At 49.4% G+C, this 25451-nt stretch carries 23 protein-coding genes; all 23 read right to left on the bottom strand.

The genetic code is table 11. The annotated features are described in order from the left end of the window. Positions 1 to 20: 20 nt before the first annotated feature. Complete coding sequence (locus NQ502_RS09845) at positions 21 to 2387, bottom strand: VirB4 family type IV secretion system protein (RefSeq protein WP_225305226.1); 2367 nt, start codon at positions 2385 to 2387, stop codon at positions 21 to 23. Positions 2388 to 2463: 76 nt separating this feature from the next. Then, a complete protein-coding gene (locus NQ502_RS09840; RefSeq protein WP_028527766.1) occupies positions 2464 to 2886 on the bottom strand; it encodes a hypothetical protein in 423 nt (140 codons plus the stop codon). 6 nt (positions 2887 to 2892) lie between these two features. Further along, complete coding sequence (locus NQ502_RS09835) at positions 2893 to 4920, bottom strand: C40 family peptidase (RefSeq protein WP_023043238.1); 2028 nt, start codon at positions 4918 to 4920, stop codon at positions 2893 to 2895. A gap of 152 nt (positions 4921 to 5072) precedes the next feature. Next, positions 5073 to 7163 carry a hypothetical protein gene (locus NQ502_RS09830; protein ID WP_028527765.1) on the bottom strand — a complete coding sequence of 697 codons (2091 nt, stop codon included), beginning with the start codon at positions 7161 to 7163 and terminating at the stop codon, positions 5073 to 5075. Positions 7164 to 7200: 37 nt separating this feature from the next. After that, on the bottom strand, positions 7201 to 7560 hold the full coding sequence (locus NQ502_RS09825) for a hypothetical protein (RefSeq protein ID WP_016295704.1): 360 nt from the start codon (positions 7558 to 7560) through the stop codon (positions 7201 to 7203). 188 nt (positions 7561 to 7748) lie between these two features. Then, positions 7749 to 8381 carry a hypothetical protein gene (locus NQ502_RS09820; protein ID WP_016295703.1) on the bottom strand — a complete coding sequence of 211 codons (633 nt, stop codon included), beginning with the start codon at positions 8379 to 8381 and terminating at the stop codon, positions 7749 to 7751. Further along, positions 8365 to 9435, bottom strand: a complete 1071-nt coding sequence (locus tag NQ502_RS09815; RefSeq protein WP_023043240.1) for a hypothetical protein — start codon at positions 9433 to 9435, stop codon at positions 8365 to 8367. The genes NQ502_RS09820 and NQ502_RS09815 overlap by 17 nt, the downstream gene beginning before the upstream one ends. A gap of 82 nt (positions 9436 to 9517) precedes the next feature. Continuing rightward, positions 9518 to 10003, bottom strand: a complete 486-nt coding sequence (locus NQ502_RS19560; RefSeq protein WP_023043241.1) for a DUF6462 family protein — start codon at positions 10001 to 10003, stop codon at positions 9518 to 9520. After that, on the bottom strand, positions 10000 to 10272 hold the full coding sequence (locus NQ502_RS09800) for a DUF6462 family protein (RefSeq protein ID WP_023043242.1): 273 nt from the start codon (positions 10270 to 10272) through the stop codon (positions 10000 to 10002). The genes NQ502_RS19560 and NQ502_RS09800 overlap by 4 nt, the downstream gene beginning before the upstream one ends. Positions 10273 to 10506: 234 nt before the next feature. Continuing rightward, a complete protein-coding gene (gene lysS, locus NQ502_RS09795) occupies positions 10507 to 12000 on the bottom strand; it encodes a lysine--tRNA ligase (protein ID WP_044983022.1) in 1494 nt (497 codons plus the stop codon). 21 nt (positions 12001 to 12021) lie between these two features. Beyond that, complete coding sequence (gene greA, locus NQ502_RS09790; RefSeq protein WP_028527764.1) at positions 12022 to 12504, bottom strand: transcription elongation factor GreA; 483 nt, start codon at positions 12502 to 12504, stop codon at positions 12022 to 12024. 139 nt (positions 12505 to 12643) lie between these two features. Next, a complete protein-coding gene (gene dusB, locus NQ502_RS09785) occupies positions 12644 to 13603 on the bottom strand; it encodes a tRNA dihydrouridine synthase DusB (RefSeq protein WP_028527763.1) in 960 nt (319 codons plus the stop codon). Beyond that, on the bottom strand, positions 13584 to 13940 hold the full coding sequence (locus NQ502_RS09780; RefSeq protein ID WP_044983021.1) for a DUF6145 family protein: 357 nt from the start codon (positions 13938 to 13940) through the stop codon (positions 13584 to 13586). Before NQ502_RS09780 ends, dusB begins: the two co-directional genes overlap by 20 nt. Before the next feature lie 19 nt (positions 13941 to 13959). Continuing rightward, positions 13960 to 14943, bottom strand: a complete 984-nt coding sequence (locus NQ502_RS09775; RefSeq protein ID WP_028527761.1) for a biotin--[acetyl-CoA-carboxylase] ligase — start codon at positions 14941 to 14943, stop codon at positions 13960 to 13962. 1 nt (position 14944) lies between these two features. Further along, entirely contained in the window at positions 14945 to 15985 is a 1041-nt protein-coding gene (gene argF, locus NQ502_RS09770; protein WP_242830230.1) for an ornithine carbamoyltransferase, read from the bottom strand. After that, entirely contained in the window at positions 15975 to 17165 is a 1191-nt protein-coding gene (locus NQ502_RS09765; RefSeq protein WP_242830232.1) for a patatin-like phospholipase family protein, read from the bottom strand. The genes argF and NQ502_RS09765 overlap by 11 nt, the downstream gene beginning before the upstream one ends. Positions 17166 to 17268: 103 nt before the next feature. Continuing rightward, entirely contained in the window at positions 17269 to 18192 is a 924-nt protein-coding gene (locus NQ502_RS09760; protein WP_028527758.1) for an SPFH domain-containing protein, read from the bottom strand. Between the two features lies 1 nt (position 18193). Further along, positions 18194 to 18631, bottom strand: coding sequence for an NfeD family protein (locus NQ502_RS09755; protein WP_028527757.1), 438 nt, complete (start codon positions 18629 to 18631; stop codon positions 18194 to 18196). A 116-nt stretch (positions 18632 to 18747) separates the two neighbouring features. After that, a complete protein-coding gene (locus tag NQ502_RS09750; RefSeq protein WP_028527756.1) occupies positions 18748 to 19713 on the bottom strand; it encodes a cell wall hydrolase in 966 nt (321 codons plus the stop codon). 195 nt (positions 19714 to 19908) lie between these two features. After that, positions 19909 to 21423 carry a 4Fe-4S dicluster domain-containing protein gene (locus NQ502_RS09745; protein WP_028527755.1) on the bottom strand — a complete coding sequence of 505 codons (1515 nt, stop codon included), beginning with the start codon at positions 21421 to 21423 and terminating at the stop codon, positions 19909 to 19911. Positions 21424 to 21533: 110 nt separating this feature from the next. Next, on the bottom strand, positions 21534 to 22832 hold the full coding sequence (gene larA, locus NQ502_RS09740; protein WP_028527754.1) for a nickel-dependent lactate racemase: 1299 nt from the start codon (positions 22830 to 22832) through the stop codon (positions 21534 to 21536). Between the two features lie 14 nt (positions 22833 to 22846). Then, a complete protein-coding gene (locus NQ502_RS09735; RefSeq protein WP_028527753.1) occupies positions 22847 to 24250 on the bottom strand; it encodes an FAD-binding oxidoreductase in 1404 nt (467 codons plus the stop codon). Continuing rightward, positions 24250 to 25446 (bottom strand): electron transfer flavoprotein subunit alpha/FixB family protein, encoded by a 1197-nt coding sequence (locus NQ502_RS09730; RefSeq protein ID WP_028527752.1) that lies wholly within the window; start codon positions 25444 to 25446, stop codon positions 24250 to 24252. The genes NQ502_RS09735 and NQ502_RS09730 overlap by 1 nt, the downstream gene beginning before the upstream one ends. Positions 25447 to 25451: the final 5 nt, after the last annotated feature.

The following is a 25451-nucleotide window of genomic DNA, read 5'->3' as shown; positions in this document are numbered from 1 at the left end:
TTTTTCATAAAATGCGTATTCTACGCAGAATGCGTTTGTTCCTGCTGGCGTTCCTTTAAAAGCGCCTCCAACTCAGCCCGGTCGGTCGTAATCATTTCTTGCTCCTCTTTGGAAGCCTTGATTACAACAGGAACTTTGTTATTGTTGGAGCAGACCAATGCTTCGCCCCTCTCAAACCGGGTAACAGAACGGATCTCTGTTTTGGTCAGTTTCAGCACTTCTTGCACATATTTTGCTTCATCCGGCTCAAGATTCAGTATAATCTTATTCTTGCTGTTATTGATAATCGCACGTCCATACTTGCCATCCTCCAAACCGAAGAAATCGGACAGGTCTTGTGTTGCGGAGACGGCGGCGCCACCAAAGCCCCTGATGGTTTTGAAGATGGTTAAGCAGAACTCTGCCGCCATCCGGTTGGAACTGGCGCCGATCAGCTGCCATATCTCATCAATCATAATGGCTTTCTTTTTGGTACGGTCTGCCTTGACCGTATCCCAGACGTAATCCAATGCTATGAACATTCCGACCGGAAGTAATTTGCCTTTCAATTCCGAAAGGTCAAGTACGATATATTTATTGGACAGGTCCACATTGGTCTGTTGGTTGAAACTCTGAGCAGAACCTGTTACAAAGCGGCTGATGATAATAGCAATGCGCTTCGTCATGGGATTTTTCAGTAATTCCTCATGAAGATCCCCGATAATCGGCATTTTTTTCATCTTCGGCGGGGAGACGCTGCGGCTTACATACAGCGAATCATTGTCATGTGTGATTCCGAACTTTGCATAAGTCTGAATCAAAGCCTCGTCCAACATCTGCTCTTCCTCATTGGACATATCCGGAATCAGCAGGGAGAAGAACGTCATCAGCTGCTGAATCTTACGAGCCAGCATGGAATCCATTTCGCTGTAGTCAATCTCGTCAATCAGCTCCATCTCCGGAGAGATGGTATGCCGGATCTCCATGATGTTGATGCAGTGCGGGGAACCGGGAGCAATCTTGATGAACTCGCCGCCGATCTTCTTGCAGGCTCTGCGGAACTCGTGTCCCTTGATGGGAGCCAGGATAAAACACTGGATCCCTCTCATTCTCATGCGCAGCGCCAAAAGCTGCATGGTAAAGGTCTTGCCTGCACCGCTGGTGCCTAAAAGGTTCAGGTTGGCGTTCTTGTTTTTCTTCGTATTGAACAGATCCACGATACACAGTGAATTATTGTGTCGGTTAATACCAAGCAACACGCCTGTATCGTCCGACATTTCAAAAGAAGTAAACATATAGGCAGAGGCTGCGCCGCTGGTCAGCACGTTCCTCCTTGATTTCTTTTCCAGTGATGACTCAATCTTTAAAAACGGCATCACAGACCGCAGCGCCGCTTCCTGCTGAAAACGGCAATCGCTTACATACATATCCATGGACTTTAACATATCCACGATCTGCTGTTTGCGCCACATCAACTCTTCATAGCCTTTGGCAGAAACCGTGACGAACACGGACATATAGAACAAATCCTCATTGTTATTGGCAATTCCATACTTAATGAAGTATCCGGCCTGTATGGAATTGGTCAATTCCTCATAGTCAGTGCTGGTGTCCTGCATACTTTTCAGTTTTGTGCGGTTTAAGCGGATACGCTGTGCCACCTTGTCAATGGTCTTGCTCCGGTTCTCCCGCCTCAGCTGTATATCTATGTCAATCCCGTCTCCGGCATTGATGAGCGACGACATCCACCCCGCCCGTACCATACCCGGATACCCATTTCCTTTTATGAACAGGAAGGAATAATAAAGCCCGTCCATCACGACATAGTTGTGATGGGTCAGGTCAATGCCGCGTGGGGACAAAAAATGCGCCATGCGGATCGGCGGGATGGGGTCCACACCGATGACCTTGTCTTTTGCTGCCATTGTATCCACGACCACACGGTTCACACGGGATGAGAACGGCTCATCCACGCAGGAGCGGCGGTTAAAGAACATATATAAAATCTCTGCCGTTGCCTCATCTGGGTCTTTCGGCTGGAGAATGGTATTCCCGCACTGCAGAAAATAAGCACGGGCATTTTGCTCTGCTGTCTGCATCATGCCATAAATCTGGGAAAAATCATCCCCATCGCCACGGCGAACCTCTTCATATTGGAAAATTAAAAAGAAGCGCCTTGTAAGCGCTTCCCTGCTTCCCACATCCTTGATCAGGCGGATATAGCCCTCTCCAAGATGTCGGCATTCTTCGCTTTCCTCGGCTTCCAGTTCATCATGAATCATGGCAACATGCTTATCCGAGTCTGCTTTTCTGGTAATACTTTTAAACTGAAGCCGCATAGGAGAGATTTTCAGCCAGCTGGCAAAAGACGATATGATATTAAACTGTTCTTCTCCGGAACGCAGCATAAAGTTTATCGGCTCAATTTCAAGAATCCGAATGTATCTCCCATCGGTCGTCTCAATAATACCGTGCTGGAGGCTCTTAATCGGAATGAAGTCCTGAACGAACTCCAGCTTTTCCGGTTTTTTTGCCCTTTTTCTTTGCCGAGCTGCCTTTTTTCTTTTTTCGGAGCTGCTTTGGGTCATATCTATATCCCACCCTTCTGTAATGTAATTTTCTCCTGCTTGCAAAATACCGTATGATGTGTCCTATATACTGAAACAGCGAATCGCCGTCAATACCCATCATGGAAACAACAGCAAGCGGTAAAAGCGTCAGCGTCATAACGACGATGCGGATCGTTCCGGACATGGGTATCAACATCAATTCCGGATACCCCAAAACGATCAATAATATCCCTGTCTCTACTGCATTCCTTGGCTCCAGCATTCCGCCCAAAATCTTACCGGAATCTGTGTAGTTCGCCGGTATGGCATAAATATTGCTGTACTCCTTCTCATCCAAAATTTCTCACCTGCCTATTCTGTAAATCGTAGCTGTTGTCTTGTATCTGCCCAAACGCAGTGCTTCGTTATGGTCTGGCACAAAAATATCCACACGGTGGATGTCATTCTCAATACCCGAACCACCGCGGTCTTCTACGGTATACATGGTCCCGTTTATCATGATCTGTGTGCCAAACGGATAATGGCTTGACATTGCCACCATGCCGCGGGCCGCCTGTTTACCGCTGGCAGTGATTCCATCTGCATTGCTGCCGCAGCATTTTGCACATGCACAGTAATGAGTAACATCCACTTCTAAAGTAGAAATGGGTGTTCCCAACGTATCCCCTGGCACCGGTGCATTAAAATCCACATTTTTGGGACGCCGCAACGATAGTGATGCTTCATAGCTGGGCGAATTTAAGATTACACCCTGCCCGCCAGAAGAATGCACCCACATTCGTTCTCCGTTTTCGCCATACCCCGCAAAAATCAGCACATGGTTCCATCCGCTTCCATCGGATTCTGCCAAAAAGCCCAAATCACCAGGAAGTAACTCACTTGCTGATACTGCAACGCTATTTGGGTACTGTCCGGAAGTTCCAGCGCCAATATCTACACCCACAGCAGTATTAAATACCCATGTGCTGAAGCCTGAACAGTCAAGCCCGTATGGGCGTATTGTTCCTGTCGTAGAAGATCCTGCAGCTGTTACCAGCTTTGGCGTATTCCATTCATCATTCCAGCCGGGCGCTGATTTACCACCCCAAAAATAGGGAACCTTGCCCACAAGTGACAGGGCAGTGCTCAGAATATGCTTTCTTGTTGCATTACAATTCTGCCGATTCACAAAGGCGATCAGCTCGGCATCCGTCAGGGGAACTGCCTGTCCACTGCCCACAGAGCCATATAGCGTCCGTTTTAACGCATTCGCCATGTTCTGTATTACCTCGCCATAAGTGAGGTTGAACTGGTCATACTTTGCATTCAGATCAATACCAAACGCCTTGGCAATCACTGCATTGTCAAACGGATGAATGGTACACTCCAGATATTTGATGATCTCAGTTCCTGGAGTCAGAGTTTCCTGCCCATTTGCCACATAATAACTTGCCGTCGTTGTTCCCGTAATCTTCCCACCGGAATAAACAGGAATATCCACCGCTACCTCTTTATAGGCATCCACCGTGACAGCAGTATCGCTGCTATGCGCCTCATCCGGAAGATAGTAGGTTTTGGATGCTGTCTCATACCGATATTGGGGCGTACCATTAATCGTCCCGGTCTGCACCTTATTTGTAACTACGGTAAGCGTTATCGGCTTATATGTATAATAGGAAACAGGAATGATAATCTCTTTTTGCTTTTCTTCTGATGTGACGGGAAACATATCCCCAGCACAGCCCCGTAACTTTGATACCATATCGTCTTTGCCCGTATTTTGCTGCTGCATGGAGGCTGAATAGGCTGCCAGTATGTAACAGACATCATACCCGGCAGAACTCTGCGCATAGTTGACTAGTGCATCCATGGAAAGGTCATAGTCATACCCACCGTCTGCAATCAGTTGATCCACATAAGCAAGCGATTGGTTATATCCTTCATCTACCACATCGGAAACAGCGCCTGACATCTCCGTATAAGCAGACATCAGGGTTGCTCCTTCTGCCGGTTTTGTACCATCCAGTCCGAAAATACTATTTGATATAATTGTCGGCAGGGAAACAATCATGGTAATCAGGAATAACAGAAACAGACAGATACATACCAGTATCTTGAAAAGAGTATGGCGCATTGCCCATGCTGCAGACAGGATAGCGCCCCAAGGGCCGCCCGCAGCGGTTCCGGCTGCGATTTCTGCGGCGGCCTTTCCGCCTTCCACACTGGCCTTTACAGTGGCAGCGGCCGCATTAGCCGTAGCCTCCGCACCTTTTGCTGCCGTCTGCTTTGCTGCTTCCTGACCTGCCTGCTTTGCTGCTTTTGCCATTTGCCCGGCTGCCTGTCCATAATTATCAGAGCCATCACCGATTTGCTGTTTTTCCGGCTCAGCCATTGGGTCCACCTCCTTATATCAAACTGCTGTAAAAAAGCAGTGTTATTTCAACATGAAATATGCAAAGTAGCCGAACCAGCATTTTTCCCTGATTCGGCTGCCTGCACTTATTCATGACAATAGATTCCTCGCAGAGCGTGGATTCTATTGTATTACCGTTTCCGCCTCGGCGGCTTAATTTCCCCATGATTGCGGGGTTTTGGCTCTCCAAAGCGTGATGGCGTATTCTTATACCGAACAGTTTCCACAGAGACTGTCCGTACACTGTCACCGTCATAAACCGGCTTGCCATCCTGGTACACCGGCTTGCGTTCCACGGCGGCTTCGCCGCGAATCGCATACCACTGGCCTCCACGGGCATCTTCAAACACCTGATAATCCCCACGGGGAGCCGCATACTGGGATGTATCGTAGAACATGGTTCCGGATCCATTTTCATGGCGGACCTCAAAATGGCCATCCTTACGCCCGGATCCATCCACAGAGGATACCTGCTGTTCATATCCCGGCATAAACTGCTGGAACTGCGCCTGGTTATAGGCAAAAGCTGCCTCGCCCTGCTCAAATGCAGGCGCTTCAGCGTGCTGCTGCATAGCATACCAGTCTACACCGTTTGCCGACTGCATAATCGTATGCGGTGCATCCGGCTCATCATAGTAGGCACTGTTGTACCACATGGTATTGCCAGAATCGGAGCTTGCCTCGATCACGCCATCGCCAACCGTCCTGAGGGTTGTTCCCTCGGAAGCATCGGGAAAAGCCGCTGCAACCTGTGCCGCTTCTGACGGGCTTCCCATAAATGCCGGCGCATCATAAAATGCACCTGCCCCGGCTCCGCTTGCCATCTGGTACCACTGGCTTCCATCGGAAGCTGTAACCACGGAATGTGGTGCATCTGGTTTCTCAAACTGTGATGTGTTATACATTTCAAGCGCTGTGCTCTTTCCATCTGCACCAATTGAAGTTGTACTGATCTGACCACCTGTAATCTGGGTGTCTTTCAACTGCTGGCCCTGCAACTGAGGCATATAGCCCGCAAGGCTGCGGTCTGCTATCTCCCCGGCAATTGTCCCGGAAACACCGGGATTTCTTGAAGCTACAGAAGAAATGGAGTCTCCTGTAAGAGTAGCGCCATTACGTGCCGCTATGCCGCCAAAGGCACGACCGACAAAACCGATGCTGCCACCGGCACCCATACGGCTTCCGCCATCTACAACTGCGTCACGGACAAAGGAATTTGGCTTAAAGCGTGATGCGAACCCGGAAGCAAATCCGCTTGCGGCTGCACCCGTTCCAGTTGCAGTGCTTGCGCTATGGAACACACTGCCAGCGTTTTTCACACCACCTCCAACACCGCTGATCACCCGCGCTGCCATCAAAAGCTCCATACCCATGCTGGAACCGGTCTGGGCCACATTCAGCCCCATGGCCGCCAGGTAACTGTCAAACTTCTGTGCCGTCTTCAAAAATGCCAGCGCACAGAACAGCCAGAGAAAAATACTGCCCTGACCTGTGGAAAGCGCACCGCCATTTCCGATATACTGCCCCATAGAGCTGTTAAAGCCCCTGAGGAACCATACATTCATCACCAGCAGCAAAAGCTGTGATCCCACCATACGGCACCAGCTCTTGAAAACCGGCACTGTTGTCTTGGAAGCACCCATAGAAAAAGCCAGAGGGGAAGTGTAGCAGAGTACGCCAACCACAATATAGCGTTCAACGGTTTCCAGCAACAGCCGAAAATAATTCCATCCAAGGGCAATCTCCAGAATGATGAGGAGAAGCAGCCCTACCACCGATACAATGGCTACAATCGTTGTCAAACCATTGGACAGCGCCTGTTCCACACCCACAAAGGTAAAATCCTCTGCCGACATGGTAATCTCCATCAAAGCCGTATATGGCGCTCGGGCGATATCCAGCACAATCATAAAAATCGGCTTTGCATAGCCAATCAGTAAGGCAAAAATCGAACCTCTTGCCAAAAGCACCCACGGATTTTCTGCCTCCGTGATTGGCCCTCCAAAAACACGAAAAAGCTGCCATACCGTTACAAGGAACAGAATTGCCCATGCCGTGTACTGCATGACCGTAAATGCCTTAGATACAAAAGGGAAATATTCTTCCATTGCTGTCATATCTGTCCCCAGTGCCTGAAGGAACAAACCGGACACCGCATCCATCATCTGCGAGACAATGCTGCTGATCCACGTTACGATTCCTTCAAAAATCCAATCAAGCATCTATTATCACCTCCTCCATCTGCTTTTTCTTTTCTGGTTAACCTGTGTAGTTGCCGCCAGCAATGAGAGGCTGCAGATAGGCAACAACGAACCCCAGAGAATTGAGGACAATCCACGTCACTACAATTCGTTTGAGCCAGCTCGTTGCCTCATCGACTGCGCGCTGGTTTCTGGAAATCATCCTGACAATCAGCGCAATGGCCGCTGCTGTTACCGCCACAATGGTGCTGATACCCACCAGCTGGCCGTATACATCCTTCATGATCGTCGAAAATCGGTTCCAGATTGTGTCCGCCATGACAGGCTGCAGCGAGATCAGCATTGCAGATGCCATGCCAACCAGCGACCAGTAGGCTGTCTTCATGCGCCCTCCGCCTCTTTTGATTTGTTTAACCATGCCGAGTACCTCCTTCTTTGATTTTAGGCAATAAAAAATGCCGCTTCTAAAAGCGCTTTCAGCTTCAGAAACGGCATCTTTGTCTGCCCACTCCCAGTTTGGGATGATACAAGTATAGCACGGCTTTATTCCCCTGTCATCGGCGGAACATATGCCATTTTTATGCCATTTTGTTTACCCCGAAATTGTCATTCCAAATGTTCAAAAAGCGTCAGCAGCTCCAGCCATACATCCACATCCTCGCTGGGCGCTGACCACAGACGAATGGAAAGAATTGAGATTGCCTGCTCACGAAGCCTGTAGTAATGCCTCTGTGATAAATCCAGCCGGAACAGTATCTCCTCCAGCTTCAGCTTTTCCGGCGCCAGATAGGCTGTATAGATCAGCTGATACAGCTTCTCACCCCGTGTCGGTTCCTTACGGAGAACCGCCATTGCCTCGTTAAACCGATCCAGCAGCAATCTCGATCTTGCCGCAGCTTCCAGACGGCTCTCCATCCTTTTGTTCCCAATGGCCATCTCCAGATCCAGCCTGTCCACCATTCGGTCAAAATTCTCAAACGGAGCCTCCAGTTCCTGCAAAATCTCCTCCGGGTAACAGCTGAACACCCAGACCATTTTCCTGTAATTTTTGAGGAGCATCTGGGTATTGTGATAAGCATTCCGCTTTTTCTCCTTCTGGGCAGCACGCACCTTCTCATCATCAATTTTTTGATCACCAAGAATCCCTCGCTTTGTAAGAAGGGAAATAAATGCGTCTGACTGCGCCAATATCCTGTTTTCCTGCTGTTCATACAGCTTTTTTTCATCCTGCTTGCTCATATGTAAAATACTCCTTTGCTATTTTTGTGATATCCACCGGCTCACATGGCCCGCGGATTTTACTCGTTTCAATCACTGCCTGTGTTATATAACCTTTATCTTGGCAGTCATATCCACAATTCTTACAATTCCTACACGGAGAAAGATACGCGCGTATTATAGGGGCCGAAAGTGCAACGCGGTTTTCAGGCTGCATGGCCGTCTCCGGAGTGCTGCTCTGGGCCAGTCTGCGGCTATACCATGTAATGAGCTTGTTCATATGCTCATGGTCTGAACCTGTCTTATGCGTATTTGCACCACACATGCGTATTTCATAAAGAATACGTTGAATCTTCTCCTGGTTTGGAATCGAAACCTCTGATCCTGTCGGATACAGTTTATTAAAAATGAGACAGCCATAAGAACCAGGAAGACGGTATAGAGCAAAGACATCCCCATGCTTTTTCATGAATCTCCATACCTTTGTCTTTTCCCAGCCCCAGCGCTGTCCCAAGGTTTCCAATGTCAGTAAAGCCCCGTATTTCCCATACTGAACGGTCGGAGCCATAAAAGAAAACGCATTGTTCGGATCTTCCCATACGGAATGGCACCAGAGATCCATCCATGCGTCCGATTCCTCAAAGATATATCGCTTCTCCGCAAGATGTTCTGTAATATTACGCGGAAGGCATAGAAAACCATAGCCTTCTGTGGCATAAACAGCACCCTGCATACATTCCTTTCCGGAACATTTCACTACCCAATCTGTAATTTGATATGTCAGCTTTTTCGTTTTAGAGTCAAGCGTATACTGCACATAACCTAAGTCAGCCATCGTCTGAAGCACTTCCAGAGCCTTCTGACGGCTTTTTAGGCCGAGGATGCTCTTTAACCCTACGACACCTCCTGACCACATTCCGGGGCTTACAGCGTTGATATGCCCACAGTAGAGGGCTTGTCCCTTGCGGAATGCCGCACGGGACGCTAAACGCGCCCATGCACCCATGACTCCCTTGCCCTCAGGCAGACGATTTCTGGGCAGCTTTACCCACTGGTATTTCCTCAGACATTTCACTCAGGTACCCTCCTTCCTTAAAAATGGGCATAAAAATAGGGCGGCTCCCTAAAATAAGAAACCGCCCGGCGATAAGTTGCTATTAAATTCTTACAATCAGACCTTCAAGGTTGTCCGTCTTGATTCCAGACAGATACCAGCCATCTCCCATTTCAATTCTGGTTGGTACCCATTCTCCATTGATCAGAATATCCAGCCTCTCCCCACATTGAAGCCCCCCGTAATAATTCTCCAGATCAAATCGGATATCCATTCGCCCAGTCTGGGCATCTAATGTTAATGCTCCTTGTCTCATATCATTATCCTCACTTTTCATGTTTTCATCCATCTCGGATGTATCCTCTTTGCGTCGCAATATTCTGAGATACTCTTCAAAAATATCTCGCCGTATTAAAACCCGCTTTCCAATCTTATACACCGCACCTGCTTCATGGGCCAACCTTGTAAAGACTTTCAGACCCAGTCCGTAATAATCAGCGCCCTCATAATAGGTGACGAATTCATGCTGCATCATCTTCGCATCCTCATCGTCCAGCATATCCGAAAACATCCATAGATTCCCACTCATTCTTTATCCTCCTGTGAAGCCAAGGTACTCGGTTCATGAAACTGTTCCAGATATTCATCGAAAATATCCCGGTTAATCAGAACGGTTCCATCCATTCGATATATAGCTCCTGCTTTACCAGCGAGTTCCAACAGCTTCTTGTGCGTAATACTATAAACGATTTCTGCATCCTTATACCGGAGGAACTGCCTGCGCAGCCTCTTTGCACTTTCTCGCACATCATTTCGTTTTTTCAAATCATAATAGGCTTTCGTCCTGTCATTAATCATAAATTAAATCCTCCATCCGATTTGTTGCTCGACAGAGAGTTGCACCAAACGAAAAAAAGAGAACACCTTTGAAATTTCTTTCAAAAAGTGTTCTCTCAACGATACGTGCTGTATTGCGTTTCAGCCGTCAACTATTCATTCTGCGTCGTAATTCTTCGTATTGATACGAAAAATCGTTGTCAATTTGTTGTCAACTCGGATTTAATGAGCCGGAAACCCTTGATTTTACTGGGTTTATTTGTCGATGGGCTTCATTGTCGGAAACAGCAAAACATCCCTGATCGCTGCTGAGTCCGTCAGCAGCATTACCATACGGTCGATACCGAAGCCGATACCGCCGGTCGGAGGCATTCCGACCATCAGTGCATTCAGGAAGTCTTCATCTGTCGTGTTGGCTTCCTCATCGCCCTGTGCCAGAAGCTCTTCCTGTGCTTTGAAACGTTCCTTCTGGTCGATCGGATCATTAAGCTCGGAATAGGCGTTCGCCATCTCCCAGCCGTTCATAAAGAATTCGAAACGCTCCACGTATTCCGGATTCTCCGGTTTTTTCTTGGTGAGCGGGGAGATCTCGATCGGGTGATCCATGACAAATGTCGGCTGAACCAGGTGTTCTTCTGCAAATTCTTCAAAGAAGAGGCTTAAGATATCACCCTTCTTATGCCTGTCCTCATATTCCACGTGATGCTCTTTCGCCGCTGCTCTCGCCTCTTCAAGGGTGTGAATCTCATTGAAATCAACTCCTGCGTACTTCTTAACGGCATCCACCATTGTGATCCGCTCAAACGGCTTGCCGAGATCCATTTCGATTCCATTATAAGTGATCGTCGTGGTCCCCAGAACCTCCTGTGCCACGTAACGGTACAGATTCTCTGTAAGATCCATCATTCCATTATAGTCTGTATATGCCTGGTACAGTTCCATCAGTGTGAATTCCGGATTATGTCTCGTATCCAGGCCTTCGTTCCTGAACACCCGCCCAATCTCATACACGCGTTCCATTCCGCCCACGATCAGACGCTTCAGATAGAGTTCCAGTGAAATGCGCAGTTTTAAATCTTCATCCAGCGCGTTGAAATGAGTCTCAAACGGACGCGCAGCCGCCCCGCCTGCATTTGCCACGAGCATCGGCGTTTCCACTTCCATGAATCCTTCCCCCGCCAGGTATTTCCGGATGCTGGCGATGATTTTGGAGCGTTTGACAAAGGTATCTTTTACTTCCGGGTTCATGATCAGATCCACGTACCGCTGGCGGTAGCGAAGATCCGTATTGGTCAGCCCATGGAATTTTTCCGGGAGAATCTGAAGGCTCTTGGAGAGCAGCGTCACACTGGAAGCGTGGATGGAAATCTCGCCCGTCTTGGTCTTAAACACTTCGCCCCTGATGCCGACAAGATCGCCGATATCCATCTTTTTAAAATCTTTATAGGAGTCTTCTCCGATGCTGTCTCTCGCCACGTAGGACTGTATGGTACCCTGAAGATCCTGAACGTTGCAGAAAGAAGCTTTCCCCATAACACGCTTCTGCATCACGCGGCCTGCAACGGAAACTTCTTTCCCTTCCAGCGCCTCAAACTGATCTTTAATTTCCATGCTGTGATGTGTCACATCATATTTTGTAATCTCAAACGGATCCTTACCACTTTCCTGAAGTGCCTGTAATTTTTCCCGGCGAACTTTTAATAACTGGTTAATATCCTGCTCCTGTGCCTGCTTTTGCTGTTCAGCCATACCTTTTCCCCTCTTGTTATCTTAGATATTTCTTTCAATATTTAATACTTCATACTGCATAATACCAGCAGGAAGTTCAACGTCTACGATCTGACCCTGTTTTGCGCCGATGAGTGCTTTTCCAACCGGTGATTCATTTGAGATCTTTCCCTGAAGGCTGTTCGCTTCTGTAGAACCTACGATCTGGAACTGCATATCCTCGTCATACTCCATATCATGAACAGTTACTTTACAACCCACACTGATCGTTGTATAGTCCACTTCATCCTCGACGACAACTTCCGCATTCTTGAGAATCTTCTCAATTTCTTCGATGCGGGCTTCGATGTCCCTCTGCTCATCTTTCGCTGCATCGTACTCTGCATTTTCAGACAGGTCTCCCTGCTCTCTCGCCTCCTTGATCTTGCCGGCTACTTCTTTACGCTTTACCACTTTCAGATCATGAAGCTCGTCCTCTAACTTTTTCAACCCCGCATATGTTAATATGTTTTTCTTTTCTTCCATTTTCCTGCACCCTTTCATTACCATCTTAACAATCATAGTATTATATAAGAATACCCTGTAAATGTCAAGAATTTGAAGTTTTATTTTTTAGTATATGAAACTGCACACAGCAGCATACCTGTATATATTTTACAATCCGTTAAAACTTATTCATCAGCATATCTTCCAGCTCGTCATACGCCGATATTTCATTGACCATCCCGCGCAGTCTGGCGGAGTGCGGAAACCCTGCCGTATACCAGGCGACGTGTTTTCTCATCTCCCGCATCCCCGTATACTCGCCCTTCACTTCAATCTGAAGTCTGGCATGCCTAAGGATCATGTCGCGCACTTCCTCTTTCGATGGTCCGGGTATGACACTTCCGTCTCTGAGAAATCCGCCGACCTGCCGGAAGATCCACGGATTTCCCCTCGCAGCCCTGCCGATCATAATGCCGTCGCAGCCGGTCTCACGTACAAGTCTCCCCGCACTCTCGGCGTCTCTCACATCACCGTTGCCGATAACCGGAATGGATACCGCCTCCTTCACCCGGCGTATGATATCCCAGTCAGCATTTCCGGAATAATACTGCTCGCGTGTCCGCCCGTGTACCGCGATAGCCGCCGCCCCGCAGTCCTCTATAATCCTGGCAATGTCGACCGCATTCACATGAGCCTCGTCAAACCCTTTGCGTATTTTGACCGTAACCGGTTTTTTCACCGCTTTAACCACGGCTGAGACAATCTCCCTGACCCTGCCGGGATCCTTCATCAGCGCTGATCCCTCCCCGTTATTTACCACCTTGGGGACCGGACAGCCCATATTGATATCCAGAATATCGAACGGTTGGTCTTCGATCTGCTTCGCGATCAGCCCCATCACTGACGGATCCGAACCAAACAGCTGCAGCGACACCGGCCGCTCTTTCGGATTGATCTCCATCAATGCTTTCGTATTCTTATTTTTATACATGATGGCTTTGGCGCTGATCATTTCTGTACAGAGAAGTCCCGCCCCCTGCTCCTTGCAGAGCAGACGAAATGGCAGGTCCGTCACACCTGCCATCGGGGCCAGGACCAGTGGATTTTCAATGATCAGTTTACCTATCTGCAGTGCCATGGCTGTCGTCCCAATCCTCTCCCAGGAAGAATACCCGGTAGTATGTCTCCAGTGATTCCAGCAGTTCCTGTTTCGTTCTTTGAATCTCTTTGATCTTCAATGCGCTGCCGATCTCATCAAACATGGCATCTCCCTTGGCAGATTCCACTTTAAAGTTCAATGCCCCGTTTTCATCAAACGTCAGCAGCAGTATGCCGCCGATATCCTCCGTATAAAGAACACACAGAATATGAAGCTCATTTTTGATATCTTCCGGCAGAGACTGAAAGTCTTCATTAAAATAATATTTCTGTTCGTAGGCGCTCGCTCCGCAGAGCACCACATCCTCTGAACCCACGCCAATTCCTCCTTCGGTTTTATACGTATCCGTAAATTCCCCTCACCGACACTTCACCGCCTGATACCGCTGTGACACTGCCGTTTGGCCGTTCGACCAGAAGTTCGCCCGCCGGATTAATGCCCTTCGCCACACCTTCAAACACTTCACCCGGTCCCATCACCTTAACCTCACGGTCTACATTGATCATTTTTTCCCGGTAGTCCTCCAGCAGTCCTTTCAGGCTGCAGCTTTCGAGGTAAATCTCATAATTTTTTTCGAAACAGCGTATCACAGCGGCAGCAAGTTCCGCTCTTGATACGATATGTCCAAGCTGAACCGCCGCCGAAGTTGCCACCTCTTTGATCTCATCGGGAAATTCCTGAGTGTTGACATTGATTCCCGTTCCGATCACCAGATATTCCACATAATCTATCTGTGCATTCATCTCTGTTAAAATACCGCAGATCTTTTTCCCGGAAACCACGACGTCATTCGGCCACTTGATCCCGGCCGGCAGTCCCAGAGTCTCCGATAATGCCTGGGCAACAGAGAGCCCCATCACAAGTGTCAGCGGCGCCGCATACTGCGGAAGAATTTCCGGCCGCAGCAGCAGTGTCATATATACCGATGTGCCCTCAGGTGAACTCCACACTTTCCCCCTCCGGCCCTTTCCCTGTGTCTGGCGTTCAGCCACAGCCAGTGTTCCCGAGGGGCTTCCCTCCTCCGCCAGCCGCTTTGCCCAGGTATTGGTAGAGTCGGTCTCTTCCGTATAAAGCACCTTCTGAATCAGGCTGCTCGCCTCCAGCCGGCTTTTGATCTCACTGGCATTAAACACGTCCACAGGAGCCTCTATCATACGATAGCCTTTGTTTCTGACCGCTTCTATCTGATAGCCTTCCTCCTGAAGCTGCCGGATATTCTTCCAGACTGCAGTTCTGGACACTCCCAGCCGCTCACACAATTCCTGGCCGGACACATGCGTATCGCTCTGCCTGAGCACCTTTAAGATCTCTGATTTCATATTATTCTCCGAGTGTTGCCACGATCACCGCCTTGATCGTATGCATGCGGTTCTCCGCCTCATCAAACACGACAGACCGGGGTGATTCAAAGACTTCATCTGTCACTTCCAGTTCTGTGAGACCGTATTTTTCAAAAACCTGTTTTCCGATCGTCGTCTTCAGATCGTGGAACGCCGGCAGGCAGTGCATGAAAATCGCCTCTTTTGCTGCCAGCTCCATCACATGTTTATTGACCTGATATGGTTTCAGTGCATGAATTCTCTCTTCCCACACTTCCTCGGGTTCCCCCATCGATACCCATACGTCGGTGTAGATCACATCGGCATCCCTGACTCCGCTCTCAACATCCTCGGTCAGGCTGATCGTAGCCCCGCTTTCTTTTGCGTATTCTTCACACTGCGCTACCAGCTCGGGATTCGGGAAATATTCTTTCGCCGTACAAGCCGTGAAATGCATGCCCATCTTCGCGCAGGCAATCATCAGAGAATTCCCCATGTTGTAGCGGGCATCTCCCATATAAACCAGTCTCACGCCCTCCAGGCGTCCCAGATGTTCTCTGATGGTCAGAAGATCCGCCAGCATCTGTGTGGGATGATATTCATTGGTCAGTCCGTTCCACACGGGAACGCCCGCATGTCTGCCCAGTTCTTCCACGATATCCTGTCCAAAGCCCCGGTATTCGATTCCTTCATACATACGCCCCAGAACCCGCGCGGTATCCGCGATACTCTCCTTCTTTCCGATCTGTGATCCGGAAGGGTCGAGATAAGTGACTCCCATCCCGAGATCGTGTGCTGCCACCTCAAAGGAACAGCGCGTTCTGGTACTTGTCTTTTCAAAAATCAGCGCAATATTCTTTCCTTCATAAAAACGCACGGACTGCCCCTGCTTTTTATATGTCTTGAGCCTTGCGGCAAGGTCAAGGAAGTATTCAATCTCTTTTTTTGAAAAGTCTTTGAGCGTCAGGAAGTTCCTGCCCACAAGCCCCTTCCCCGTAGAAAACTTTTCTGTCATCTGCTGTCTCTTTTGTTCATTTGCCATTGTAATTCTCCTCCTCTATGTCTCTGTCAAGGAAACGTATGAATGCCGGCATCATCTCTTTATCTTCTTTGCCCAGCATCCGAAGTCTCTGAATGACCTTCTCCTTTAACTCTTCCACCGTATAGATGCAGTATTTCGGAACCTTGCACAGTTTTGCCGTGGCTTCCAGCACTGCCAGATACAGTTCCCGGTATGTCCAGTATTTCCCCAGCTTGAATTCGAGCGCCAGTGCCGGAAAGACCACTTCCGTCAGGGTCCGCAGGGAATCCCTGGGTTTCGGCGACAGATGGTAAGACGCCGTCAGCCCTTCGTAAGAAATATGCGGAATCTCCAGCAGTTGCTCTAAATAATAGCACTCTTCATGATTATCTTCAATATAATATATCTTTCCGGCAAGTCCGTAGATCACCCTTTTCGCATCGTAGTATCCGATTTTCATATTTCTTCGGCTCTTCTCGGCATCAAAGTCCAGCATGTTGCCCAGGTGAACTCTCGGTGCGATCGTGACCACATTGGTGTCTTCCGGGATTTTCACAGGCTTTTCCCTTCCTATACCGAAGATCCGAATCACAATAATATCCTTGTAATCCCGCTCGATCAGCGAACCCAGAGGCACATTGTTGATCGCGCCGCCGTCAATAAAGCGCTTGCCGTCTATCTTTTCATTCTTAAACAGCGGAAAAATGTAGGCGCTGGCCAGCAGATAATCCTGCATCATTCCTTCGCCGACCTCCTTCAGGTTCAGGTCCAGTTCTTTCATATGATCAACATTGAACGTCAGGATGAACAGTTCTATGGGAGATTTTTTAATATCTTCTTCGCGGACGTATGTACGGATCAGTTCTTTCAGCGGCTCCACGTCCACGCCTCCGTCTCCAAATGTCTTGAAAAAAATGGACATCGCCTCGCCCAGCGTTGCCTCATTCTTCATCAGGCGGCGCATTTCCTCATCATCCACCTTCATAACGCTGGAATTTGTAATATGCTTCCAGACATACTCTGCCCTTTCAATGTCATCCATACAGATAAATGCGCCGTTCAGCGCACCGACGCTGGTGCCGGCGACTCCTTTGATCCTGACGCCGGCCTCTTTCAGGGCCTTCCACGCGCCTATCTGATACGCTCCTTTCGCCCCGCCGCCCTCCAGGACAATGCCGTATTCCTTTGTTAAATCAATCACAGGTTCCAAAAAATCCCTCCTTATGAAACCAGAGAGAGGGTGCTGCGGCGGCGATGCACCACCTTTGCAGCATCCTCTCTGTTACGAAATTCGAGATGAATTCCTACTCTTTCATAATCTCTTTCAATGAGGTAGCGAGACTTGCCAGCCCCTGTATGTCAGACGGAACGATAATCTTGGTCGCATTTCCCTCTGCCAGCGTGCCGAGAGCCTCCAGGCTCTTCAGTGTCAGAACAGACTCGTCCGCCCCTGCTTCCTTCAGGAACCGGATACCGTCTGCATTTGCCTGCTGCACCTTCAGAATCGCCTCTGCCTCACCCTCTGCCTCACGGATCATTTTCTCTTTCTGTGCCTCTGCCCTCAGGATGGCAGCCTGTTTTTCAGCTTCGGCATCCAGGATCGCAGATTCTTTCTTACCTTCTGCCACAAGAACGGTCGACTTTTTCTCACCCTCAGCGATCAGGATCGCTTCACGGCGTTCACGTTCCGCCTTCATCTGTTTCTCCATCGCTTCCTGGATGGCAGCCGGAGGCATGATATTCTTCAGCTCCACACGGTTGACCTTAATACCCCATGGGTCGGTCGCGATGTCCAGTGCGGCGCGCATTTTTGTGTTGATGATCTCACGTGAAGTCAGGGTCTCGTCCAGTTCCATATCACCGATGATATTACGCAGAGTTGTAGCCGTCAGGTTTTCGATCGCCATGATCGGGCTTTCCACTCCATACGCAAACAGCTTCGGGTCTGTGATCTGGAAAAATACAACGGTATCGATCTGCATCGTTACATTATCTTTTGTGATGACCGGCTGCGGCGGGAAGTCGACGACCTGTTCTTTCAGATTCACTTTCTTCGCCACCCGTTCGATAAACGGCAGTTTCATATGAAGACCTGTGGACCATGTCGCCTGATATGCACCCAGGCGCTCGAGCACGTACGCCTTGGCCTGCGGCACGATTTTAATACACGATGAAACCACCAGTAAGATCAGTATTAGAAATATAACCAAAATCAGTATTCCGCCCATTTTAATTCTCTCCTTCTCTTTCTACGATTAGTTTAACACCATCTACACGGACGATGCATACAATTTCATCTTTTTCAATTTCTATATCATCATTCAGGCTTCTTGCCGTCCATTCGAGACCGTTTACCTGTACCTGGCCGTGACTATGGATATTTTCAATCCGCTCAGTCACCACCGCCTTTTTGCCAATCAGGCTTTCCACATTCGTTCTGACACGCGTGCGGTTCAGATACCGCATGGCGACCGGACGTGTGGATACGAGCAGCAGAATGGATATCACCAGAAATAAAACAACCTGAATCACCACGTTCACATTCAGAAGAGACGCAACAAATGCCACCAGCGCTCCGCCCGCGAACCAGATGGTAGACAGCCCCATCGTAATGATTTCTATGATGATCAAAACAACCAGTAAAATCAACCAGACTATCGGATCCATATCGCTTTCCCACTCCTTTTTTTATTATTACAAAGTATACGCTATTTCCAAAAAAAAAGCAATGGGAACCGCATGATGAAATGCGAATTCCCATTTGCCGATTTTATGCTCAGTGATTAATAAAAATGCTGATTTCCTATCTGAATACCCCTGCCGCTTCCGCTGTTGAAGTACAGGCTGTTTCCTACCGGATTGACACCGTTCAGCGCCTCCTGCGCAGCGGCGTAACAGTCACTTCTCGCCCCCTCCTGAAGAACGGATGACAACTTTCCGCTTGCAACCGGTGAAAACTGTCCGCTCTGATAAACGACGTCGCTGATGCTGTTCGGGAAATCACTGCTCTGGATACGGTTCATAATAACTGCTCCCACTGCCACTTTTCCCTCGTGACTCTCACCGCCGGCCTCACACTGGATAATAGCTGCAAGCAGATCAAGTTCCCCGCCGGATACCCCGACTTCTGCAGCTTCCTCTGCCTCCTCCTCTTCAGGAGCCGGCTGTTCCTCCGGTACTGGCTGCGCCTCAACTTCCGGCACCGCCTCTTCCTGAGGAGTCTCTGCCTGAGCTGTCTCCTCCGATACTGTCTCTTCAGAAGCTGTTTCGTCCGTCACAGTTTCCTCTGACGTCTCTTCAGAACCAGCCGATGCGTCCTCCATAGTCTGGCTGCCGGCATGATCAGCGCCATCATTTGCAGGAAGCGCAGCCGCAACGGAGCTTCCATAGAGCGCTTCGTAGATCGCCCTTGCCTCCTCACCAAAGGCAAGGAGATCATTTCTTATGTAGCCTTCAATGCCGCCTGAAGAAATCCGTGTCCAGGATTCTCCTTTTTCTACTACGTCGGCCATGGCTCCCGACGGCAGGATTCCCACGCGCGCCGATTCGATTGTTCCCTCGCTTCTGATGTTGGCACATGAGATCACGTTGGCAACTGCACGTGTATCCCATACGCTTTCCTCCGAAGCCTCTGTCTGCTGTATCGCCCCCGTATCCGTACCATCGGCAAATACCGGTACTGCCAGAAGCAATGAGAGCGCTGCGGCTCCTCCGAGTGTCCGTATGATCTGTATCATCCTGTTTTTCATATAATAACCTCCTGAGAATCATTTATTACAAAATTGTTAAGTTTTATTACGAAGTTATTCTAACAAGTTTACATTTCTAAGTCAAGAAAAACCGGTCGCCAATATTTTACAGTAGAAACAAGGTTTGGTTCGCTTTCATCAAAAAAGCGTTTACCCGCCGTCGGATAAACGCTTTTTTCCTCAATATCTCTTGTACTATTCTAAATGAAGTTCCAGCAGGTCTTTGGAAGGAATCTTCCGTTTCGAAGCCGCCTGCAGCTTTTTCAGTTCGCCCGCCGCAGTTTTCACAGAAACGTTCGTGCCCGCTCCCGCCATACATCCGCCGGGACATCCCATTCCTTCAATCAGACATCCGTTCAGCTTCCCGGCTTTTGCCATCACAAGAGCCTTCTTGCAGTCGGCGAGTCCCTCCGCGTGTTCGATATGAACCGGTACATCCGGATAATACTCTTCCAGGCACTGACGGATTGCTTCCGCTACGCCTCCGGCAACAGCATACCCCCGGCCGGCAGCAGTAGCGTCGTTCATGGCAAAATTGCCGCCTGAAGGTTCCATCTCCTCCAGATCGATCCCTTTTGCCTCGAACATGCCAACCAGTTCTTCAAATGTGATGACAAAGTCCACATCACTCCGAACTGTCCGTCTCGAGGCCTCCAGTTTCTTGGACGCACAGGGACCGACAAACACCACGCGGGCATCCGGATGCTTCTGCTTGATGCTGCGGGCGGTTGCCACCATAGGGGTCAGCTCCTGAGACACACTGTCTACCAGATCAGGGAAATGCTTCTTTGCCAAAAGCGACCATGACGGACAGCAGGACGTCAGCAGAAACGGAAGTTCACCAGTGACAACTTTCTGCGCATAGTGATGAGCCTCTGCCACGGCTCCGATATCAGCCCCCAGTGCCACCTCATAGACCTCCCGGAAACCAAGCAGCAACAGAGCCGCCTTCAATTTCTCAGGCGTCACATGTTTTCCGAACTGTCCGATATAGGCCGGCGCAACCTCGGCTACGATAAACTGTTCTTCCCGCAGCGCCTTGCACAGCTGAAAGATCTGAGACTTGTCAGAGATGGCGCCAAACGGACAGCTCACCATGCACATGCCGCAGGACACACACTTTTTATGATTAATGGTGGCACGTCCCTGTTCATCGCTGTCGATGGCATTGACTCCGCAGGCCCTGGCACAGGGGCGTTCCATCTTGGATATTGCGTCATAGGGGCAGACCTGCTTGCATTTCCCGCAGCGGATACACTTTTCCTGGTCTATGATCGACTTTCCCTTTTTTACTATGATCGCCCCTTTGGGACAGACCTCGCGGCAGGGATGTGCCACACAGCCTCTGCACATGTCGCTCACCATGTAACTGTTGGGCTCGCAGGCATCGCAGGCAGACGGGATGACCTGCATCAGAGGCGGCTCATAATATTTTTCATCAATATTACTCTTATCCACGCCCGCAGTAATATGTACCGCACGGTTTTCCGGTCTAAGTGACATACCCATGGCAAGCCGTACACGCTCGCTGGCGACGGCCCGTTCACGGTAGATGCTGTCCCGGTATTTTGCGCGCTCCTCGACAATATGGTACGGTATCGCTTCAATTTCACCTTTAAAGTGTTCCTGATCCGACTCAAATGCTATCCTTGCTATCTCCCTGAAAATCTCTCTGCGAATCTTCTTAATCGGGGTGTCCAAACCTCTCATCGCTTCTTCCTTTTCCTTTCCATAAAATCCATACGTTCTGTGTCAATTTTATGGTTTGATTTTACCATTTTTCCAAGGATTTTACCATCTGTTTTTTATGTGTATGCAAATTAATGCACAGGAAAGGCTGGCCTGACGATCACAGAAACTCCGTCCGGTATCACCGTGATACCCGCATCTTTTTTCCCCAGATATGCGTCTGCCAGAAAAAGCGCTTCTTCAAAATCTGCAGCGTACGTCATATGCATGGCCTCTGTCATTTCCCGGGATGCCTGTGTCACCATGATGACGTGATAGTTCATCAGGATGCGGCATAAGATCTGCGCTTCCCACTGATCCGGGACAGTTGCATCCCGGTCCGTCTCCAGAATTCGTTTCATGATCACCGCCTCGGATTTTTCATTCGCAAAGATATCATAGAAATTCTGTCCTCCATGCCCGTCGCTGCAGGCGGAACACATGATGATCACACCACCCGGCCGGCAGGTGGCCTCCGCGGCAGTCATTCCCTTGACCGTCTGATAGATATTCTGGTCCAGGGGATACCCGCCGTTCGTGACCACCACAATATCGGACATAACGGCATCGGCACCAAAGAGTTTATCCGCAAATGCACAGCCCTCCTGATGTGCCTGCTCATAGTGTCCGGCGAAAGCCCGGATCACTTTTTTATCCGCATCCAGCACGACGTTGACGATAAACGCGAGATTCGCACGCCCGGCTGCCCAGACCATATCTCTGTGAACAGGATTTCCCTCCAGAACGCCGGTCCGTGCGTTTTCATCCGCGATAAATTCAGAACAGTGATTCGCCAGCACGGACATCCTGCTTGAAATCCCCGGCAGAACGCTTTTGCGTCCTCCGGAAAAACCGGCAAAAAAGTGGGGTTCGATGAATCCTTCCGACAGTAAAAGATCGGCTTCGGCAGCAATGCGGTTGATCAGCAGTTCTCCCCCCGACGGCAGCCTTCCAAGCCTTACCATATCCTCTTCCTTTTCACTTTGATGCACCACAAATCGGATCGCCGGATCATTCACAATGCCGGCGCCGAATTTATCAATCAATTCCTGCCGCGTCGTCGGGCGGTGGAATCCCGTGGCAATCAATATGGTAAGAACAGCCTCCGCATTGCCCTTCTTTATCTCCTCCAGTACCGGAGGCAGAATCACCCTGCTGGGCACTGGCCTGGTATGATCACTGGCTATCAGTACAATATTGCGTTTATCCCTTGCCAGTTCAGACAGCGGCCGGGAGCCTGCCGGTGCATTCAGCGCCTCTTTTACAAGATCTTCCTCTGATTTCTGTTCACCGTATGCATGCGCGCCCGAACGCAGGACTCCGTTCAGACGCTCCTTGGGAACGGTGATCTCCATTGTCTTTTTCCCAAATGGCAGCTTGATTTTAACCATCGTCATCTCCTCTTTTATTCCTCACATACTTTATGTGGATTCAGAATGTTCTTCGGATCAAAAACTCGCTTGATACCTCTCATGAGATTCATGACCTCCGGATCCTCAGCCTCAAACAGGTATGGCTTCTTGGCATATCCAATTCCATGTTCCCCTGAAACTTTACCATTAAGCTCCCTGGATTTGCTGTAGATCAGTTCCATCGCCCTTTTCATCCGGCGTTCCCACTCTTCATCTGAGAGCTGGTCTTTCAGAATATAAACGTGCAGATTACCGTCGCCTGCATGACCGAAACTTTTGATCCTAACGCCGGCCTCTTCTTCGATACTGTGAATATATTCCACCAGTGTATTAACCTGGCTCCGCGGAACTACAACATCAACTTCATCCATATAGGTAGTAGAACCCTTGATCGCTTCCAGAAAGGCTCCCCTTGCCTTCCAGATGGAATCATTTCGCTCCTCCGTGTTGGAGATCAGCACATCATACGCTCCCTGTTCCAGACATATCCCGGCTACCCCCTGATAGTCTTTTTCTATCTCCTCCGTTGAAGCCCCGTCAAATTTGAGGAGCAGGTAAGCGTCTGCCTGGTTGTCCGGGAATTTCCTGCCCAGATATTCTTCTGCGTCCATGATGACCTCCCGCTGCATGAATTCAACCGCCGTCGGTACGGATTTCGATTTAATAATAAGGGGAACCGTGCCGATCGCCTGTTTCAGCGAGGGAAACGGTACGAGCAGGCTGATGGATTTTTTGGGAAGCGGCAGCAGCTTCAGCACTGCCTTCGTCACAATACCGAGTGTTCCTTCCGATCCCACGATCAGGTCTTTCAATGCATAGCCGGAACTGTTTTTTACAACCTTTCCGCCAAACTCCACGATCTTTCCATTCGGCAGCACCACCTCCAGTCCTCTGACGTAATCACGTGTCACTCCATACTTCACCGCACGCATGCCGCCAGCATTGGTGCTGATATTTCCGCCAATTGTAGCGGATTTTTCTCCCGGATCCGGAGGATAGAAGAATTCATGGTCTTCTGCAAAGGAGGCAAGCTCCATCAGAAGAACTCCCGGTTCTGCCGTCACCGTCAGGTTATCCTCATCCAGCTCCAGAATGCGGTTCATCAGGGTCGTCTCAATTACAATGCCGCGTTCCACGGGCACACACGATCCCACCAGTCCCGTCCCTGCTCCCCTGGGCGTCACCGGGATTTCATGTTCATATGCATACCGCATCACATCTGAGATTTCCTGCGCTGTCAGTACACGTATGACAATATCCGGAGTGCAGAAAGTGCCGCCCAGTTCATCGTGGCAGTATTCTTCCTTTATGTATTCTCCTACAAGCACTCGCTCTTCATCTCCGATCATACTGCAAAGGTTCTGTATATCATTGCTGTCGATCATCTTAAATGCCATTATGATACCTCCTTCTCTTTCCTGATGCGTGCAATCAGCCTCGGAATCACCTCATAGATATCTCCCACAATACAGTAGTGTGCCGACTTGAAAATGCTGGCTTTTTCATCGGTATTGATCGCGACAATACACTCTGAATTGTTCATTCCGGCAGCAAACTGGACAGATCCCGATACCCCGCAGGTAATGATCAGTTTCGGCCGCACGGTCCGTCCGCTCAGCCCTACCTGTTTCCTGGTATCCATCCAGCCGGCTTCAACAATGGGTCTTGTGCAGGCAAGCTGTCCCTCCAGCAGCTCTGCCAGTTCCCTGAGCATGCCGAGGTCTTCTTCCTTCTTAACCCCTCTTCCTGCTACCACAAGCACACCGGCAGTCTCGATCGTTTTTTCCGGTTCTTTTTCCTTAACACCGAGAACTTCAATCCCGGTGGCCAGCTTTTCCTCCGGAATCATGCAGCTTATGATCTCTCCTGATTCCGATGCCTCCCTGACGGGCGCGTTCATCACTTTATAGCGAACAGTTGCCAGCTGCGGACGGCTGTGGGGCGTACAGATCTCTGCCATGATATTGCCGCCGAATGCCGGCCTGATCTGGACCAGGTCTGTATCGTCACTGATTTCCAGCGCCGTGCAGTCAGCAGTCAGACCCGTCTTAAGTCTCGCCGCAACGCGGGGTGCCAGCTGACGACCGACCGCAGTCGCCCCGACCAGGACCACTGACGGTTTGACCGTTTGAATGTGATCTTCAAATGCATTTGTGTACGTCTCAATATTAAAGTCCTTCAGTTTAGGCTGGTCATAAACATACACGTTATCCACACCGTAACGTAGGAGCTGGCGGCTGCTTTTTTTTACGCGGCTCCCCATCATGACCGCATAAACCGGATGGTGAATGCCGGCTGCCAGTTCTCTGGCTTTTCCGAGCAGTTCATAAGTAACCGGATGGATCTCTCCCTCCACATGATCGACGTATACGCTGATTCCTGTCCACAGACTTTTATCAATCTGCTGTTTCTTTTTGTCATCTATGTAAGTGATGGCACCCTCCGGTCCCTTTTTCACACAAAGTTTACATAATTTACATGCCGCATTAACTTCAAGCTTTCCGTTCTTTTCTTCCAACGCACCAAACGGGCAGATCTGCGTCACCGCCTGAATGTCCCTGATCTTACTTTGATCAATGATTAATCCTGCCATATTCC

The organism is Ruminococcus gauvreauii (assembly GCF_025151995.1).
Lineage (GTDB): Bacteria > Bacillota > Clostridia > Lachnospirales > Lachnospiraceae > Ruminococcus_G > Ruminococcus_G gauvreauii.
Note: the sequence above shows the minus strand (reverse complement) of the source record. Positions and strands in the feature narration are given on the sequence as shown.

What these genes read in the sequence shown, in the direction of transcription:
- NQ502_RS09845 (WP_225305226.1), bottom strand. Translation starts at nt 2,387, where the DNA reads ATGCTGCGTTCCGGAGAAGAACAGTTTAATATCATATCGTCTTTTGCC.
- NQ502_RS09835 (WP_023043238.1), bottom strand. Translation starts at nt 4,920, where the DNA reads ATGGCTGAGCCGGAAAAACAGCAAATCGGTGATGGCTCTGATAATTAT.
- NQ502_RS09830 (WP_028527765.1), bottom strand. Translation starts at nt 7,163, where the DNA reads ATGCTTGATTGGATTTTTGAAGGAATCGTAACGTGGATCAGCAGCATT.
- NQ502_RS09825 (WP_016295704.1), bottom strand. Translation starts at nt 7,560, where the DNA reads ATGGTTAAACAAATCAAAAGAGGCGGAGGGCGCATGAAGACAGCCTAC.
- NQ502_RS09820 (WP_016295703.1), bottom strand. Translation starts at nt 8,381, where the DNA reads ATGAGCAAGCAGGATGAAAAAAAGCTGTATGAACAGCAGGAAAACAGG.
- NQ502_RS19560 (WP_023043241.1), bottom strand. Translation starts at nt 10,003, where the DNA reads ATGAGTGGGAATCTATGGATGTTTTCGGATATGCTGGACGATGAGGAT.
- NQ502_RS09800 (WP_023043242.1), bottom strand. Translation starts at nt 10,272, where the DNA reads ATGATTAATGACAGGACGAAAGCCTATTATGATTTGAAAAAACGAAAT.
- lysS (WP_044983022.1), bottom strand. Translation starts at nt 12,000, where the DNA reads ATGGCTGAACAGCAAAAGCAGGCACAGGAGCAGGATATTAACCAGTTA.
- greA (WP_028527764.1), bottom strand. Translation starts at nt 12,504, where the DNA reads ATGGAAGAAAAGAAAAACATATTAACATATGCGGGGTTGAAAAAGTTA.
- dusB (WP_028527763.1), bottom strand. Translation starts at nt 13,603, where the DNA reads ATGGCACTGCAGATAGGTAAACTGATCATTGAAAATCCACTGGTCCTG.
- NQ502_RS09775 (WP_028527761.1), bottom strand. Translation starts at nt 14,943, where the DNA reads ATGAAATCAGAGATCTTAAAGGTGCTCAGGCAGAGCGATACGCATGTG.
- argF (WP_242830230.1), bottom strand. Translation starts at nt 15,985, where the DNA reads ATGGCAAATGAACAAAAGAGACAGCAGATGACAGAAAAGTTTTCTACG.
- NQ502_RS09760 (WP_028527758.1), bottom strand. Translation starts at nt 18,192, where the DNA reads ATGGGCGGAATACTGATTTTGGTTATATTTCTAATACTGATCTTACTG.
- NQ502_RS09755 (WP_028527757.1), bottom strand. Translation starts at nt 18,631, where the DNA reads ATGGATCCGATAGTCTGGTTGATTTTACTGGTTGTTTTGATCATCATA.
- NQ502_RS09750 (WP_028527756.1), bottom strand. Translation starts at nt 19,713, where the DNA reads ATGAAAAACAGGATGATACAGATCATACGGACACTCGGAGGAGCCGCA.
- NQ502_RS09745 (WP_028527755.1), bottom strand. Translation starts at nt 21,423, where the DNA reads ATGAGAGGTTTGGACACCCCGATTAAGAAGATTCGCAGAGAGATTTTC.
- larA (WP_028527754.1), bottom strand. Translation starts at nt 22,832, where the DNA reads ATGGTTAAAATCAAGCTGCCATTTGGGAAAAAGACAATGGAGATCACC.
- NQ502_RS09735 (WP_028527753.1), bottom strand. Translation starts at nt 24,250, where the DNA reads ATGGCATTTAAGATGATCGACAGCAATGATATACAGAACCTTTGCAGT.
- NQ502_RS09730 (WP_028527752.1), bottom strand. Translation starts at nt 25,446, where the DNA reads ATGGCAGGATTAATCATTGATCAAAGTAAGATCAGGGACATTCAGGCG.